Origin of the sequence: Vibrio sp. Evd11 (genome assembly GCF_900382755.1) — a bacterium.
Classification (GTDB): domain Bacteria; phylum Pseudomonadota; class Gammaproteobacteria; order Enterobacterales; family Vibrionaceae; genus Vibrio; species Vibrio lentus.
The window spans coordinates 37,578-54,378 of record NZ_OSDX01000023.1; the positions used below are offsets into that span (position 1 = coordinate 37,578).

General features: G+C 42.4%; 18 protein-coding genes and 1 pseudogene. 17 read left to right on the forward strand and 2 right to left on the reverse strand.

The window, feature by feature from the left end:
- The first annotated feature begins 83 nt into the window (after positions 1-83).
- From ED652_RS11925 to ED652_RS11970, 10 genes are all read left to right on the forward strand, one after another.
- Positions 84-338 (forward strand): DUF3297 family protein, encoded by a 255-nt coding sequence (locus ED652_RS11925; protein WP_029223190.1) that lies wholly within the window; start codon positions 84-86, stop codon positions 336-338.
- 420 nt (positions 339-758) lie between these two features.
- Positions 759-2,132 (forward strand): glycerol-3-phosphate transporter, encoded by a 1,374-nt coding sequence (gene glpT / locus ED652_RS11930; RefSeq protein ID WP_122054901.1) that lies wholly within the window; start codon positions 759-761, stop codon positions 2,130-2,132.
- Positions 2,133-2,211: 79 nt separating this feature from the next.
- Positions 2,212-3,267: a glycerophosphodiester phosphodiesterase gene (glpQ, locus tag ED652_RS11935; RefSeq protein WP_122054903.1), complete on the forward strand. Its 1,056-nt coding sequence runs from the start codon at positions 2,212-2,214 to the stop codon at positions 3,265-3,267.
- 244 nt (positions 3,268-3,511) lie between these two features.
- On the forward strand, positions 3,512-3,976 hold the full coding sequence (locus tag ED652_RS11940; RefSeq protein ID WP_122054904.1) for an ASCH domain-containing protein: 465 nt from the start codon (positions 3,512-3,514) through the stop codon (positions 3,974-3,976).
- A 97-nt stretch (positions 3,977-4,073) separates the two neighbouring features.
- Entirely contained in the window at positions 4,074-5,018 is a 945-nt protein-coding gene (locus ED652_RS11945; RefSeq protein ID WP_122054906.1) for a D-2-hydroxyacid dehydrogenase family protein, read from the forward strand.
- Positions 5,019-5,057: 39 nt separating this feature from the next.
- Complete coding sequence (locus tag ED652_RS11950) at positions 5,058-5,558, forward strand: GNAT family N-acetyltransferase (protein ID WP_065103520.1); 501 nt, start codon at positions 5,058-5,060, stop codon at positions 5,556-5,558.
- Positions 5,559-5,600: 42 nt separating this feature from the next.
- Positions 5,601-6,107: an HAD family hydrolase gene (locus ED652_RS11955; RefSeq protein ID WP_122054908.1), complete on the forward strand. Its 507-nt coding sequence runs from the start codon at positions 5,601-5,603 to the stop codon at positions 6,105-6,107.
- Complete coding sequence (locus tag ED652_RS11960; protein ID WP_122054910.1) at positions 6,100-6,696, forward strand: class I SAM-dependent methyltransferase; 597 nt, start codon at positions 6,100-6,102, stop codon at positions 6,694-6,696. Before ED652_RS11955 ends, ED652_RS11960 begins: the two co-directional genes overlap by 8 nt.
- Positions 6,697-6,809: 113 nt before the next feature.
- Positions 6,810-7,190: an STAS/SEC14 domain-containing protein gene (locus tag ED652_RS11965; RefSeq protein WP_122054911.1), complete on the forward strand. Its 381-nt coding sequence runs from the start codon at positions 6,810-6,812 to the stop codon at positions 7,188-7,190.
- 228 nt (positions 7,191-7,418) lie between these two features.
- Positions 7,419-7,832 carry an NUDIX domain-containing protein gene (locus tag ED652_RS11970; RefSeq protein ID WP_102474433.1) on the forward strand — a complete coding sequence of 138 codons (414 nt, stop codon included), beginning with the start codon at positions 7,419-7,421 and terminating at the stop codon, positions 7,830-7,832.
- A gap of 52 nt (positions 7,833-7,884) precedes the next feature.
- Here ED652_RS11970 and ED652_RS11975 read toward each other — a convergent pair whose 3' ends face one another.
- A complete protein-coding gene (locus tag ED652_RS11975; RefSeq protein ID WP_102474434.1) occupies positions 7,885-8,286 on the reverse strand; it encodes a YkgJ family cysteine cluster protein in 402 nt (133 codons plus the stop codon).
- Positions 8,287-8,484: 198 nt separating this feature from the next.
- On the opposite strand from ED652_RS11975, the gene ED652_RS23765 reads away from it, so the two are divergent.
- The 4 genes and pseudogenes from ED652_RS23765 to ED652_RS11990 all read left to right on the forward strand — a co-directional run bounded on the left by ED652_RS23765 (position 8,485) and on the right by ED652_RS11990 (position 10,468).
- The gene (locus ED652_RS23765) at positions 8,485-8,646 is read left to right on the forward strand and encodes a hypothetical protein (RefSeq protein WP_012604036.1); all 162 of its coding nucleotides are present in this window, start codon (positions 8,485-8,487) and stop codon (positions 8,644-8,646) included.
- The gene (locus ED652_RS11980) at positions 8,619-9,344 is read left to right on the forward strand and encodes a pseudouridine synthase (protein WP_122054913.1); all 726 of its coding nucleotides are present in this window, start codon (positions 8,619-8,621) and stop codon (positions 9,342-9,344) included. Before ED652_RS23765 ends, ED652_RS11980 begins: the two co-directional genes overlap by 28 nt.
- A 65-nt stretch (positions 9,345-9,409) precedes the next feature.
- Positions 9,410-9,784: pseudogene (locus ED652_RS11985) on the forward strand (VOC family protein).
- A gap of 249 nt (positions 9,785-10,033) precedes the next feature.
- On the forward strand, positions 10,034-10,468 hold the full coding sequence (locus tag ED652_RS11990) for a GNAT family N-acetyltransferase (protein ID WP_122054943.1): 435 nt from the start codon (positions 10,034-10,036) through the stop codon (positions 10,466-10,468).
- A 435-nt stretch (positions 10,469-10,903) separates the two neighbouring features.
- On the opposite strand, the gene ED652_RS11995 is transcribed toward ED652_RS11990, so the two are convergent.
- Complete coding sequence (locus tag ED652_RS11995) at positions 10,904-11,602, reverse strand: autoinducer binding domain-containing protein (protein WP_122054914.1); 699 nt, start codon at positions 11,600-11,602, stop codon at positions 10,904-10,906.
- Positions 11,603-11,869: 267 nt separating this feature from the next.
- Here ED652_RS11995 and ribB point away from each other — a divergent pair, with 267 nt between their 5' ends.
- Genes ribB through ED652_RS12010 form a run of 3 tightly spaced genes read left to right on the forward strand, consistent with a single transcriptional unit; the run spans position 11,870 to position 16,785 of the window.
- A complete protein-coding gene (gene ribB / locus ED652_RS12000) occupies positions 11,870-12,529 on the forward strand; it encodes a 3,4-dihydroxy-2-butanone-4-phosphate synthase (protein ID WP_122054916.1) in 660 nt (219 codons plus the stop codon).
- A 17-nt stretch (positions 12,530-12,546) separates the two neighbouring features.
- Positions 12,547-15,267, forward strand: coding sequence for a lysophospholipid acyltransferase family protein (locus tag ED652_RS12005; protein ID WP_122054918.1), 2,721 nt, complete (start codon positions 12,547-12,549; stop codon positions 15,265-15,267).
- A complete protein-coding gene (locus tag ED652_RS12010; protein WP_122054920.1) occupies positions 15,268-16,785 on the forward strand; it encodes a class I adenylate-forming enzyme family protein in 1,518 nt (505 codons plus the stop codon).
- Positions 16,786-16,801 lie beyond the last annotated feature (16 nt).

Here is a 16,801-nt window from a genome sequence, read left to right on the forward strand (position 1 = left end):
TTATTGCAGCAGTTGTTGAGCACAAAGCCTATATTGACTAGAATGACGCACTTTTTTTATTTACGTACATACAGGTAATGAACATGAGCGATACTAATTCAAGACCAGCTTTACCAGATCATCTTGCAGGTAACCCACGCAGCCCACACCACGTGGCTGAGTGTTTCGAATACCCAATTGGCATTCGTCTAAATGGTAAAGAGCGTACTGATGTTGAAGAATACTGCATCAGCGAAGGTTGGGTTAAGATCCCTTCTCCAAAAGCGCTAGATCGTTTTGGCCAGCCAATGCTTATTACTCTTAAAGGCACAGTAGAAGCTTTCTACATCGAAGATTAATCACTTCGTGTAACTCGATAATGTCGAGTACAAACGCTGTTATATAGAAGGGTCTAGAGAAATCTAGGCCCTTTTTTTATCCTTATTTACACCGCCTACATATAGCTTTAATCGATTCAACAGTCGTTTAGATGAATCTCGCATTACCAGTTTAACTCTTCTCCTGTTCGTTATTTGTTCATTCGAATTACTGAGCGTCTCTAGATAACCTTCCAAAAGTAAAATACGCAAACGAAAATATGAAGCGTAGTCTAATTAAATGAAACTAAAATTCTGTATTTAAAGTTATTTTTTGTTAATGGCTATCTCTATCACAGAAATTAATCCTGAAGCACATACAATGCCCTGACTTTCGAATGAGCGCTTGATTTTTTCGTTCGAGCATTTTTATTTTTATCGCCCAATACACATGAGGTTCCTATGTTTGGAATATTCAAACCTATGGCGCATATCGATCGCTTGTCTACCGATAAGATCGATAGCACCTACACACGATTACGATGGCAGCTTTTTCTCGGCATCTTTGTTGGTTATGCGGGGTACTATTTAGTCCGCAAAAACTTTAGTTTGGCGATGCCATATCTTATTGAACAAGGGTACAGTCGCGGAGAGCTCGGGGTTGCTTTGGCCGCAGTTTCCATTGCTTACGGTCTATCTAAATTCTTAATGGGTAGCGTTTCTGATCGCTCTAATCCTCGTTATTTCCTCAGTGGCGGCTTGTTAATGTCGGCATTGGTCATGTTCTGCTTTGGTTTCATGCCATGGGCGACAGGCAGCATCACTGCGATGTTTATCCTACTGTTCTTGAATGGTTGGTTTCAGGGCATGGGCTGGCCAGCTTGTGGGCGAACCATGGTTCACTGGTGGTCGCGTAAAGAACGTGGCGAGATAGTGTCGGTATGGAACGTTGCTCACAACGTCGGCGGCGGTTTGATCGGTCCAATGTTCTTATTGGGTCTTTGGGCTTTTAATGACGACTGGCGAACCGCTTTTTATGTTCCTGCATTTTTTGCCACGCTCGTTGCTATTTTTGTTTGGTTCACCGTAAGAGATACACCTCAATCTTGTGGCTTACCGCCGATTGAAGAACACAAAGACGATTACCCAGACGACTACGATAAGTCTCATGAGAAAGAAATGACGGCGAAAGAGATCTTCTTTAAGTACGTTTTCTCTAACAAGTTGTTGTGGTCAATCGCGATTGCTAATGCGTTTGTTTACCTTATCCGTTATGGCGTTCTTGATTGGGCTCCGGTCTACTTGAAAGAAGCAAAAGACTTCTCAGTAGATAAATCTTCTTGGGCTTACTTCTTGTATGAGTGGGCGGGTATTCCTGGAACACTACTGTGTGGTTGGATTTCAGATAAGTTGTTTAAGGGCCGACGCGCACCAGCAGGGATCCTGTTCATGGTTCTCGTTACTGTCGCTGTATTAGTGTACTGGCTAAATCCGGCAGGTAACCCAACGGTTGATATGCTGGCACTTATCGCGATTGGTTTCCTTATCTATGGACCAGTAATGCTAATTGGCTTGTATGCACTTGAACTTGCACCTAAGAAAGCGGCAGGTACGGCTGCAGGTCTTACTGGCTTGTTTGGTTACTTAGGTGGCGCAGTTGCTGCCAATGCCGTGCTTGGTTTCATGGTTGACCATTACGGCTGGGATGGCGGCTTCATTATCTTGGTCGGTGCTTGTGTTGCTTCAATAATTTGTCTGCTTTACGCCTTCTTAGGAGAGCGTGAACATCACAAACAAAAAGAACTCGAACAACAGAAAGAAGCATTAACTCAATAGTTCGTTAACTGGACAACGTCATACTAATAAACAACAGAGGCAGGTATATCCTGCTTCTGCTTTATCAAGGGAAACAATAATGAAAACAACGTCACTGTCTCTGACTTTATTAGCACTTAGCTTATCTGCCAATGCGTTCGCCGATCCTTTAGTGATTGCGCATCGCGGTGCTTCTGGTTATTTACCCGAGCACACACTACCTGCTAAAGCGCTCGCTTATGCCATGAAACCCGACTACATCGAACAAGATGTCGTGATGACCAAAGATGATCAACTGGTGGTATTGCATGATCACTATTTAGATCGCGTCACCGATGTTGCTGACCGCTTTCCAGATCGCGCACGAGCAGATGGCCGCTATTATGCGATTGACTTTACGCTTGCTGAGATCAAATCATTAAAAGTGACAGAAGGTTTTAACCTAGATAAGCAAGGCAACAGAGTGGCAGGGTACCCAACACGCTTCCCTATGTGGCAGTCAGATTTTCGCGTTGCTACTTTTGCGGAAGAAATTGAACTGATTCAAGGCTTAAACAAAACGCTGCGTTATGACGTGGGTATCTATCCTGAGATTAAAGCACCTTGGTTCCATCGTCATGAAGGCAAAGATATCTCGAAAGTGGTGCTTGCCACCTTGCAGCAATATGGTTATCTATCAAAAGACGACAAGGTATATCTACAGTGTTTTGATGCCAATGAGCTGCAACGTATTAACGATGAATTAATGCCGGCGATGGAAATGGATCTTAAGCTCGTTCAGCTGATGGCCTATACAGATTGGAACGAAACCATGACTTACAATGGCGACAAAGCCACGCCGTACAGTTATGATTGGATGTTTGAGAAAGGCGGCATGGCAAAAGTTGCTAGCTATGCTGATGGCATTGGCCCTTGGAAACCTATGCTGGTGGATGATGCATCGACCAAAGATAACATCATTATTAAGCCATTGATGAAGTCAGCAAAAGACGCGGGCTTAGACGTTCACCCGTACACTTTCCGTGCTGACCCAGGAAGAATACCAGCTTATGCTGATAACTTTGATGGCATGTTGGATGTCTTTTACAACCAAGTAAAAGTCGATGGCGTGTTTACCGATTTCCCAGACAAAGCGGTCGACTTCTTAAACCATTAATTTCCTGCTCAGTTGAGAGATACTTGTAACTAAATACGAAGAGCTAAAAGCACAGTCTTAAGTCGCTTTTAGCTCTTCATGTCTTAGTCTTAAAATCCTACCCACATTCTTCTTTCTCAGCCCACATTTTCATATTCACTCAGTTTACAGCAATAACGCGGCTTGATAGGTTACTTCCAATGCAGTCAAACGCTTAATCTATAAGTATTTATCGACTCAGCCTTATATTGAATTTGGAAAGATCATGGAAGAAAGAAGCAAAGCTTATCTCGAGAGCTACCTCAACACATTACCAGCAGACGTTGCATCTCAATACACCTCCTTTAGTGCTGATTATTACTGCGCCGACGAATACAACGCCAACCTCTGCGCACAGTTGATACTCAAAGGTGAGAAGCAAGCATCTTGTAGCCTTGAATATTGGTACAGCCATGAAGGAGAAACGAGACCCATCGATGGTCACTTGCAAGTCGTCACTGATTGGGATGGCAAACCAGTTTGTATCGTTGAAATTACCTCTGTTTCTTCGTGTCCGTACAACGAAGTGACTGCCGAGTTTGCTGCCGCCGAAGGAGAGGGCGATAAAACCTTAGAATGGTGGCGAGAAGCGCACTGGAACTTTTTCTCTCGTGAATGTGAAGAACTCAAGATACACCCGAGTGAAGACATGATGCTGGTACTTGAGCGTTTCAAAGTCGTTCATCAATAAACTGTGAGTTTGACAAGTGTCCAAGGATTAATTGAATCTTAACTCGTGGCACTTAAAAGTGTGCAAAGTGGTTAAGCGATACAACAAGGAGTGTGTAGTGAAAATAGCGATACTAGATGATTATCAGAACGCAGTAGAAAGCCTTGAGTGTTATAGCAAGTTAGAACAGCATGATGTTACGGTATTCACAGAAACCTATCCTGAAGATGAACTGGCGTTAAAACTGCGCGAGTTTGATGCTTTGGTCCTTATTCGCGAACGAACGGACATTACAGAGTCACTGCTTTCAAGGCTTCCAAACTTAAAACTGATTAGCCAAACGGGCAAAGTCAGTAATCATATTAACGTTCAAATGTGTGAGCGTTTTGGCGTGAAAGTATTAGAAGGGCGCGGTTCACCTGTCGCACCGTCTGAACTGTGTTGGGCGCTTATCATGGCGGCGTCTCGACACATTCCAACTTACGCTTCAAACCTCAAGCAAAACCAATGGCAAGATTCAGGCTCATTAGGGTTAGGTCGAACTTTGAAAGGGCTAAAGCTTGGCATTTGGGGTTACGGGAAAATCGGTAAATGCATTGCACAATATGCCAAAGCATTTGGGATGTCTGTAGTGGTGTGGGGCAGCCAGCAATCAAGAGTTCAAGCGCAGGCTGACGGATTTGAAGCATCAGCAACCAAAGAAGACTTCTTTCGAGATGTTGATGTGCTCTCTTTGCACTTACGTTTGAACGATGCGACGAAAGGGTGTGTTACTGCAAGCGACCTTCAGCTAATGAAATCAGACTCGCTGTTTGTGAACATCAGCCGTTCAGAATTAGTTGAACCACAAGCTCTATACCGTGAATTATGTGAAGTTCCGACTAAGCGCGCCGCGGTTGATGTGTTCGATTGTGAGCCAGCAACAACAGACGCTGAACCTCTATTATCCTTACCTAACGTCACGGCAACTCCACATTTGGGCTATGTTGAACAAAATAGCTACGAACTCTACTTCGATATCGCTTTCGACAACATTCTGTCCTATCAAAGAGATGGCATGTAGCGATAGAATCTGCCCAAAGCAATAAAAAGGTAGAGAAGCATGAGCTTAACAATCAGAGAAGTAACAGTAGAAGATGCACAAGGCATTATTGATGTCTTGAATCCAATCATTATCGAAGCGCGTTATACGATCTTGGATCAGACTTTTACTGTTGATGAAGAAAAGGCATTCATTGAGTCGTTCCCTGAGCGTGGTGTGTTTAGCGTTGCAGTTAACGAAGCTACGAGTCAGTTACTTGGCTTCCAGAATGTCGAACCATTTGCTACTTATACTAAAGCCTTTGACCATGTTGGTATCATTGGAACCTATGTTGATGCCAATAGCCGTGGGCAGGGTGTCGCAAAGCAGTTGTTTGATTACACATTCAAATCAGCGAAAGCCAAAGGTTATGAAAAGCTGTTCGCCTATGTAAGAGCAGACAACGAGCGCGCATTATCGGTTTATCTAAAGCAAGGCTTTGAAATCGTCGGAACGGCTAAGAAACACGGTAAGATTGGTGACCAGTACTTTGACGAAGTTCTTATTGAGAAGTTCTTATAGGCTCGCCTAAACGCTAGAAATTCATCGTATGCAGGAGGCAAGATGACAAAGCTAATCGAATTAACAGAAATAGTCTTATTTGACTGGGGCAATACGCTGATGGTCGATTTCCCAGAAGCACAAGGGAAAATGTGCGACTGGGAAGTTGTCGAAGAAGTTGCAGGGGCGCGTGAAGTGCTGGCTGCGCTTTCGAAACAGCACAAACTCTATGTTGCAACCAACGCCGCTGACTCGACAGAACAAGACATTATCCAAGCGTTTGAACGAGCTGGTCTGTCTCAGTATCTCTCCGGTTACTTCTGTAAGGCGAGTCTTGGCGTATCCAAATACGATTCTGATTTTTATCCTGCCATCATTAAACAGTTAGGTGTTCAAGCTCAGGATGTAACGATGATTGGAGACACTCTCGAAAAAGACATTTATCCTGCGTTAGCGAGTGGTTTACACGCTGTGTGGTTGAACACGGAAGGCACTGTTCTTAAATCAGAGCATCCGAATATCGTACAAGTTCAAAACCTAAGCGAACTGTTAGGGAAGCGCCATGGATGACCATTCAGAGATCTGGCGTCAGTATTACCAAAAGGCACTAAGTAAACCTCATTTAAAGAGAACTGAGTTCGCAATTAAACTGAATGAGTCAGGCTTAAATGTTGCGATTGATTGTGGTTGTGGAACAGGTAGTGACATTGCTTTTTTAGAACAGCAGGCGTATCAAGTGTATGGGTTCGACGTTAATCCTGATGCCATTGCACTATGTCGGGATCGTTTTGGTCGCAAATCTTTGGTCGAGATATCTGAAAGTGGGTTTGAACACTATGATTACACGAAATCTGGTGTAGTGATCGCTAATTCTAGTCTGTTTTTTGCTGACCCAACCTGTTTTGACGAAGTTTGGCACAATATTGAAAATTGTCTTGAAGTGGGTGGCGTATTTGCGGGTGATTTCATGGGCGTTGATGACAGTTGGGCCCGTGGGTATCGAACCCCAACAACACCGTTAACGAAAGCCAAAGTACTTAGCTTGTTCAATGATTTCGAGATGGTTCGATTTGATGAGCGAGACGAACAAGCACTCACGTCGTTGGGTAGGATGAAGCATTGGCACACTTACTCGGTCGTTGCGATTAAGCGTCGTTAAATGGTCAGTAACTAAAACTCGTTTGGATGCTTGTCCGTTTTGACGCAAGCCTCTCATCTCTTTGCTGTCTAATTCTCTAAGCTATCTCTAGTTTCCACTATGAGGGCTAGGTTATGAGTATCGAACGTCACGGAATATCGGTTGGAATTGAGCGTGTGGGCGGTGAAACTATTGTTGTGTTCAAAGCGAAAGGCAAACTCACACACGATGACTATCAAGCAATGATACCTATTCTAAATACCACACTAGAAGAACTCGATTCGTCTGAACTCAAAATGCTGGTCGACATTTCTAGTTTGACGGGTTGGGAGTTACGCGCTGCTTGGGATGATTTCAAGTTGGGATTGGAACTCAATTCGAAGATAGACAAAATCGCGATTTATGGTGACAAAAGCTGGCAGGAATTCGCCTCAAAAGTAGGGAGCTGGTTCGTGTCTGGCGAGATTAAGTCATTCGAAGACCACGACTCTGCACTTGTGTGGTTGGTCGATTGATACTATTCGTGTGCGGTTAGCGAACAATCCGTAAACTAGAGTAATGACAGTTGACGAGCATAGTGCTCAAAGGCTGTCATTTTTCGTTTTGGTTATGAATTTCCCAAGCGATTCAATAGAGTATATTCATTTCAACGTGTAACATACGTTGGCTTTGTTTGGTCGCATGTAATATCGCGGACAAACCCAGTCATAACGAGAACTAAAATAGAAATAAGGTCTAACGACATGCATAAGGTAATTGATAAGCTGGCTTGGATATTCATTAAAGATGGCAAGCTGTTGATGGTGAGATCAAAAGGCAAGGAACTGTTCTACCTACCGGGTGGTAAACGTGAAGCAGGGGAAAGTGATGAGCAAGCACTGGTTCGCGAAATCAAAGAAGAGATCTCGGTAGATTTGGTGCCTGATTCCATCAAATACGTTGAGACGTTTACAGGCCAAGCTGATGGGAAAGCGGAAGGCGTATCGGTGCAATTGACTTGTTATCTTGCTGATTATACTGGCAAACTGTCTCCAGATGCCGAAATTGAAGAGCTTAAGTTTGTGGATGGCAACGACAGAGCGGTATGTTCATTGGCTGCTCTTGTTGCGCTTGATTGGTTAGAAGCAAACCAGTATTTACCACTTATCAGTAAATAATGGCTCGTTAATACAGAACGACTGTTTAGTCAGGATCTTTATAGATCAGTGCTTACGAATAGCTTGAAGGGCGGCTGTCTTTCATCAACAGGTCGAGTTTCCTTTGAGCTTTCTTCGTGTCTTGTAGATCCACCACCTCAATCATCTCGCATTCATCTCTTACCATCTCATTGATTAAGCTCGGATAGTGGCGGCAATCTTCAGGTCGGTCTAAGTAAATGCTGCACGTATATTTCGCTTGAGCAGTCTTATCTTTCGTTGGAACAACTTCTAGGAAAGGGCAACGACTTAAACGTTCGCCAGATTTAGGATCAAACCAGATCTCACTACCGCGAACATATTCAAATATGTCTGGGTTGAACAACTCCCACAAATCAATCTCTTCTTGAGTCGCGGCGAGGTCACCATCTCCGTATTTGATACAGCATTTCCCGCATTGATTACAATTTTTCATTAGTGACTTCATTGGTTGGTGAGCTTTTATCATTTTACCACTGATAGGCGTGGCACGTTGATTTTGTTGTCCATCACTCGGAAACTCAAAGGAGCCACCTCATTTGATATTCATTTATCTAAGTCACAACACTGCAAACGGGGCTGTAAACAGTGATACAATTTGCGCCTAGCAAGTTATTAAAACAAAGGCATAAAAATGAGAACCGTATACACCACTGAAGGCGACATTAACGCAAAGAAACAGAAAGACGCTTACCCAAAGTTGGCGCTATGTGATAACTGCGTTCGAGACTATGTGGTGATTGCTCAAGGTGAACGCACCTATAAGCCTTGTGCGAAATGCGGCGCAGACGATTAATGCGCCTTGATAAATACCTTTGTAAAAGCACAGAACTAACAAAACTCGAAGCCGTTCAGCGAATCCAAAATGGTGAGGTGAGTGTGAACAGTGTGGTTGTGTTAGACGAATCTACTCAGGTTCATGAAAGTAACACTATCTTGCTTAATGGTGATGCCTTAACGCTACGAGAGTTTCGATACCTCTTAATGCACAAGCCTGCGGGTACTATTTGCTCCAATATCGATGAGGTTTATCCTTCGCTCTTTAACTACATCGAGATAGAAAAAGCATCAGAACTGCACATCGCTGGGCGCTTAGATGCCGATACCACAGGTTTAGTATTGATTACCGATGATGGACGCTGGTCATTCAATATCACGCTACCTACTAAGTCATGTAAGAAGGTGTATCGCGTGACATTGTCACGAGAGATCAAAGACGATGTCGCTGATAAGTTCAAAGCGGGTATTCAATTGCAAGGCGAGCAAAAACTGACGCGTCCGGCAGAGCTTGAAGTGATTACCAGTAAAGAAGTGCTGTTGACCATTACAGAAGGTAAGTTTCATCAAGTAAAACGTATGTTTGCAGCGGTAGGTAACCGAGTGGTTGGCCTTCATCGCGAACAGATTGGTGATGTTGGCTTAGATGTTGAAGCAGGTCAGTGGCGTTATCTAACTAAAGCCGAGGTCGATTCATTTCAGCAAGACTCTGAATAAACGCTGTAACCACTTAAAGCGTTAAGCGTGTCAGCGCCGGAATATCTGCACTAAAAGGATGTAGGATGGAAAACCTAAAAGTCTCAGAAATTTAGTCTTTCGTACCCGCGAAAGACTTCGATTTATCTAAGCGTTTTTACCAGTCAATCGGCTTCGAAGTGATGTCTGAATTTCATGATATCGCCTATCTGCGTCACGGCAGTTGTGCCTTCCTTCTACAAAACGTTTATGAACCTGCGCACTGTCACAATTACATGATGCACTTGCTGGTTGAAGACGTAAAAAGTTGGTATCAACACATCCAAAACTCTAATGTAGTGTCGGAATTTGAAGTTACCGTTTCCGAGGTTGTTGAGCAGCCTTGGGGAATGCTTGAGTTTTGTATCACTGACCCAAGTGGTGTGCTGTGGCGTGTGGCTGAAAACATTAGGCCGAGTTAATTCATCCAACTTGCATTAAGGCCAGTGAAAACTTCAAATTATCCATCTGTTTCTTTATTTATGCCGACATGAGGCAATGATCAAATAGGTTCAAACATGGATATAAAGGCTAAAATGCACAGCCAAGACGTTTACTACTGTGACGATATGAGCTTGATGCCTACCTCATACCGGATTCGCTTTACTCACAGTTTTGCGAGCATTTCGTCACGTCTTAATACGGCATTATCCTTCAGGGAGGAAAGTTCATTGAAAGGATTCAGAATTAGTTCAAATCACAGTGATTTGGACGTTGATGTTATCTATCAGTTTATATCTCAAAGTTATTGGGCTTCTGGAATTCCTAGAGTGACTTTAGAGAAAGCGATCTCAAATTCATGGTGCTTTGGTGTGTTTGAGGAAAATGGAAATCAAGTTGGTTTCGCAAGACTCATCACAGATAAAGCTACATTTGCCTATTTGGCCGATGTCTTTGTTATTGATTGTTATAGAGGTAAAGGGTTGAGCAAATGGTTGGTTAAGACAATTATTGAACATCCTGAAGTTCAGGGTTTAAGGCGTTTAATGCTGGCTACTAGGGATGCGCATGCCTTGTATTCGCAATATGGCTTTCGATCTGTTGAGAACCCAGAAATATTAATGCAAATTTGGCAGCCAAATGTATACCATGATCCAGTTGAATAACCCGCAATTCAAACAGACTGCCAGTTTCAACTCGGTTTGTGACTAGTTAAAAGAGTTACTTAATGTTGGTTATTACTTAGGTTACCATTTAATTCAGTATTGATTTGATATACAAAATTTTTGGACGAAGGTTATCAGAAAAATAATATTAAACATTGTCTTACTATCGGTGTTTGTTGCGTCTTTATTTCTAACAATTTCATCAGCAATAGACATTTCAAAAGAAGTGACAGTAAAGCTCCATGAGTTTGATTGGAGTGGTGTCTCCGGTGTAATGGTCATGGTTATTCTAACTTTAGTCTGACTGGTTGGACTGAAACAAAGTCCCGATTTCAGGCGCTCTAGGTAAGATATATAGTTTTTAGCTAATGTAATACTGAAATTGGGAAGTCTCCTGACTCTGCCATGCTGACCTGCATTAATTCACTTTGTTGCCTAGATTATCTTTAACCTAATGCCTTTAGCGACAGCTTGGGTGATCGTTACACAATCAAATTTGTGTCTAATCGTCTTTATATAGCTTCTAACGGTATGCTCGGAAATTGAGAGTATCAGTGCTATTTCCGAATTACTCTTACCAATTGAAGAATAGTGGAGGCATTCTTTTTCTCTTGATGTTAACTGTGGGTTCTTTGTCGATGAGCTATAAAATTCTTTAGTGATTTTATCATGTAGTGCTGGTAATACAGTTTCAAAGGTAGGTTTTACAATTTCGATATAACTGACCCAATCGTTGTGTTCCATATTAGAATTTAGGCTTAATATTGAACCGATACCTACGGCATCTTTGTGGACGAAACTATACCCAGAATGTCCAATTCCAAACTTTTCTGCTTTCTCAAATAATACAATCGACTCAGGTGTTAATGGCACGTCACTCCAAAGCACGGTTTCTTTAGTCTTTGTTATGTGGTTAAAAACAGGGTCTATTTTGAGATAATTGTTTAACAAGTATTCTGCAATCCATTCCTTAGGGTATGTCGACCGTACAAAGAGGTTATCCAATATTTGATGCGGGTTCGTGATCAACTGAATTGTTGTGTAGTTGTGTTCAAATAGTTTCTCTACTATCTGAATTGCCTCTTGAGTGGTCTCAGATTGTTCGATTTGGTTGGTGATGCTCGCTATTGACATTAATTCTATTTAACCCTTGAAATTGCAAAAGAATATTCAACTGATCGTACATTATTTCTGTGTGTATTAGTTACCTGTTGTAGAGAAAGTTGAAATGTGTCGCGTTATTTTCTGAACGTGGATCTTATTAATTCAATGAATACAACCCCCTAAATTTAGGGGGCTAACCTTGGCACGTCGTAAGCGGGGATACCGTAAAGTGTCGATTTATACGATTATTTCCTCAGACCAGAAAGAAACAAAAATACTAATCTAAAGGAAATAATAATGACTAACGTACTATCTCTAGACCGCAAGCAAATCATCCGTCAAGCAATCGAAGAATTCCGCAATGGACAATTTCTTCTTGTGTCTGATGACGAAGGGCGTGAGAACGAAGGTGATCTAATTGTTGCTGCTGAACACGCAACTCCCGAAGCTATCAATTTTATGATTACCCACGGTCGCGGCTTAGTATGCCTTGCCATTTCAGAAGAAATAGCAAAGAAGAAGCAGCTTTCACCTATGGTTCAGGATAATAAAGACCACATGGTGACAGCATTTACAGCAAGTGTAGATGCGACATTAGAGTATGGAGTTACCACTGGTATTTCCACATGGGACCGCGCAAAAACGATCGAAGTTATCATTGGTGATGAATACAGTCCGCAAGCTCTTCAAGCCCCCGGTCATATGTTTCCGCTTGTCGCAAAAAATGGATATCTTGCGACTCGCCAGGGCCACACTGAAGCAGGTGTTGAGCTATGTCGACTCGCTGGGCTTGAAAGCGAAGCCGCAGTGATTGTCGAGGTTATCTGTGAAGATGGTCAAATGGCTCGACGCCCCGATCTTATCGAAATGTCTAAAGAATTCGGGATTTCTTATATCACTATTGAAGAACTATGCCTCTACATTGAACAGGTTGAAAACACTCGAGCAGCAGCGTAGCAACGGAGGAGTGTTCCATGTTAGCTATTTTAGGCAAAAGAACTAAACATTTTGTTCGCATGGCTTTTCAAAAAAGTTTCTTTCGTGGGTTGATGCTTTATATAGATAGTAAATTGGAAGCTCACTTAAATGGTTTTGTCGGTTCCGTAAATATTCCTAAAGAGGGACCCGTTATCATTGTTCCAAACCATCAAAGTTATTTCGATGGTTTTGTGATAACAAACCTCTTTTGGAAACTCGTAGACCGACAGGTGAAGATTCCCACTAATGTAAAGGCATTAAAGAATCCGATAGTTAGGGAGGTTCAAGTTGCTGGCGGTGCTGTCCCAATCGATCCCAAGAACACGGATAGGACATATGCCACGATCACCGAACTGTTAAATAGTGGTAGAGCAGTAGTCATGTACCCCGAAGGCACCCGATCTGACGGACAGTCATTACATGCATTCAAATACGGAGCGTTCAACTTAGCGGTAGAGCACAGTATCCCAATTCTACCAGTAGCAGTAAGTAACTTTTCAAGCGTACTGCCTCGTGGAAGCTTAAAGTTTTCAAAAGGCGTGAAAGGCCAAATAACTTTTGGCGAGCTTATTCGGCCTAATGATGAACGATTCAAAGGCTATGAGCCAAAAGACGTAGCGCATCTGATTAAAAGTGAAGTGTATGGCTGGATCTATAGCAAGGCTATTAACCAAGAGGGCAGTCATTTGGTTAATAGGGAAATTAAAAGTGTTTCATCTAGAGTGAACGATGAGCTTGAGCTTCTTTTAGATCAGAATGTTGAATTAATCTCAAAAAATGATGTGAAAAAAGTATCAAAGATTGGGGAAACTGCGCGGATTCTTCCTCAATCGAGTTTTGATATGAAGCTTCAGGAAGTCCGATTAGAAGGCTTTCGATTAAGCACAATGCCCAAAGCGCTAGCTTTTTTGAGATTGAGAAAATACACAATGATGCTTAACCATTTATTAAGAGAGGACAAACATCATCCTTATCTTAATTATTGCAAGGGGCTTTTGAACCAAAAATTGCCTGCATTCTACAGGAAGGGAACTTTGCGTGATGAACTTAAATACTTTAAACGCGCGTACCTTTACTCAAATCAATACGGGTATCCAGTAGAGCGGTTCGTACACGGTTTAGCAAGCTCACTATATGCGAACGGTTTGGCCACTAAAGCCCTAACTCTATTGAAGCATTCTTTTGAAAAACCGGAACAAACGGACGTGATTCGTCAACTAAGGCGAAGGGATAGAGGGCTAGGACTAATGAAAAAAATTGAACGTGAATTAAAACAGGACGCAAAGAACTCAACAAGACCACTACAAGGGTTCGAATCATTTATGGCTCAATCAAGAATATCTGATGTTGTCATAGGACAGCTTGAAGGCATCGAAAGTTTTGACCAAATCCGCGAAGCATCAGTAGCCCTTCACAATCGTCACCCGAACCTTCGAGCTAAAGTAATTTGGCCTGATGGTCACAACGCCCGACCCGCATTCGAGTTCTTGCCTGTCAACCCCGAAAAGGTTCACGTTGTTGAGCGATACGCACACGCTCTCAATGAACCTAACTTAACGCCGTTTTGGAAGTTAGTTGCAGAAGATGAAGTTAATCATACATTTGATTTATCTGGTGGCTATATGTACCGAGTTACATGGCTACCAGAATCGGGTCACATCATAATTAATGTGCAGCACTCGTTGGTTGATGGTGGCTCCTTGATGAACCTGTTGAGTGAATTTGTGGCTCATTGCGGGGGACAGGATCTTGGGAAGCCGCTACTTCCAACGCCTTCAGCGCTCGAAGTTTCCCCTAAGATTGGTTTGCTCGAAAATATACTTGGAACGCTACATAGAGAATCATTCTTACGTGCTCGCAGTAAATTTAATACTTGGGCAGAAATTAAGCCTCAGGGACGTTTACAGCCAAGAGAAAAATTGAAAACTAACTGTTTTTTCGCAAAAAGTTCTAAGGGTATTTGTCAAAACGTAATCTCAGAATGCAAAAGCCAGGGTGTGACGGTTGGCGGGGCATACGCAGCGGCTGTCCAGTGTGCAGTTTTGCATTTTTCCGGTGCCAAGTTAGATGTTGAAGACAGATACACGCTCCCTATGGACTTCAGTCTTCGTCGATATTTTGAGGGCGACGAAATTAGTTCCGATGCAATTGGTTATCTATCGGGATCTGGTGCATCTAACGTGATGGTGAATCCAAACGATACATTTTGGGACCTGGCAAAATCATTTAGTGAAAGTGCTAAGTCAGAGGTCGATATGAAATCGCCATTAATTTTCCATAAAGTTTTCGACAAATTTTGGAACTCTGAGAAAACATATAAAAAGTACAACTTAGATTGTGCTGAGAGTGGTGGAGCTGGCGCGACCGTAACAATGAGTAACGTTGGTCGATACCAACACGATACGCAAATCGGAAAGGTAAAACTTACGAGTATCTATGGTATGAGCGCTTCACAAAAGGCTGGGGCAATGCTTTATTGCTGGCTTCGTTCAGCAAACGATAAGTTTTTTTATAGCTTTACGTCTATCACCCCGGCTCTAAGCCGAGAATACTCGGCAGAATTCTTCGGTTATGTCGTATTCCTTATGAGCTATTCAACCTCTGAATCGGCAAAGAATAAACCGGTAAAGGAATACATTCCTCTGAGCGCTCAAATTTACAAAGACAATAATTTTGTTGCTGAAATTACTGATCACCGAATCGATATGGCGGCCTAAATGAATAACCATATTTTAATGGATCAATTTGAAAATTTTTCCGAACTAATCGCAATTCAACATAAAGACCGTTCTCTTAGTTATCAAGATCTGTTTAAGGAAGCTTGTCGCATAGCGAACGGAGTCGACAATCTTAAAGTTAAAGGGGGTGTTGGAATCATGCTTCCAAATATTCCTGAGTTCGTTTCAATAGTTTACGGTTTGTTCCTAGGCGGTTATGTCGCGTCACCAATCAGCGTTCTCTTAACGCCAAAAGAAATCAAACATATTGTTGAAGACAGCAATCTAGGCTTGATTTTCGTGCATTACTCACATGTAACCACGGTAGAAATGGCTATTAAGGATTGTCAAATAAAACCAGAGATTGTGGTTGTGGGCAACACAAGCGACGAGCACAACACATTCGACTCGATTCTTGGTGACATTAAGTACAGAGATTACGCTGATGACTACAACCAGCACTGTCTTACCATGTATACGTCTGGAACAACGGGCTCGTCAAAAGGTGTGATGATGTCCAGCAAAGCATTATTTGCACAGTCACAGATGCTAAAGATGGCATTTAACGTAAAGCCCAATGATCGAATTTTATGTGTTTTACCTTTGTTTCATGCATACGGCTTTAACGCGTTGATTGGCACGGCGTTAATGTCTGGCGCAACGGTAGTACTTCACGACAACTTCAAGGTTCAAGAGTGCATAAATAGCCTCGAAATGGACAAAATCACGCTTTTTGCAGGTGTCCCAACCATGTATGCAAAAATATTAGATTTCTGTAGAGACAACATAGGCGATATCAATTTTTCTCGTCTTGAAACTTGTTTAACGGGAGGTGCGCCGCTTGATGTGCAACTTCAAAATGAGTTCGAAACTGCCTTTTCAACTCAGATACATGAAGGCTATGGACTTACAGAGACTATCGTAAGCGTGTGCAGTAACAGAGGAGGAGAAGGAAACCGAAAAATTGGTTCGGTAGGTCGCCCTTATCAAGGGATCACTGCGAAAGCTGTAGATTTGCAAGGAAAAACGTTACATGCCGGAGACGTTGGAGAACTCGTATTTAAATGTCCAAATATCATGCTTGGGTATATGAACCTTCCCAAGGAGTCCCAAATCGTTTTGAAAGATGGTTGGCTTTACTCGGGTGATCTCGGGTACATCGACGAAGATGGTTTTTGCTTTATCGCAGGTAGGCAGAAAGACCTAATCATTAAGAGCGGATATAACATTTTTCCAAGGGATGTAGAGGACGCAATTAGAGCGGTAGATATTGTCAAAGATGTGGCTGTATTTGGTGTACCCGATAGGATTCGAGGTGAAACAGTTGTTGCGTCGGTAATACTTAAACCAATCAATAGCAATAGTGAAGCTAGACCGCATATCGAGCGCGCACTCAAAGCCAGTCTAGCGAAGTACAAGCACCCAAACGACTTAGTCTTTCTAAAAGAGTTTCCTATAGGGCACACAGGGAAAGTGACTAAAAGCATCCTACGTAATAGCTATTTGAACCAGGCATAGATGGAAAGGAGATAAC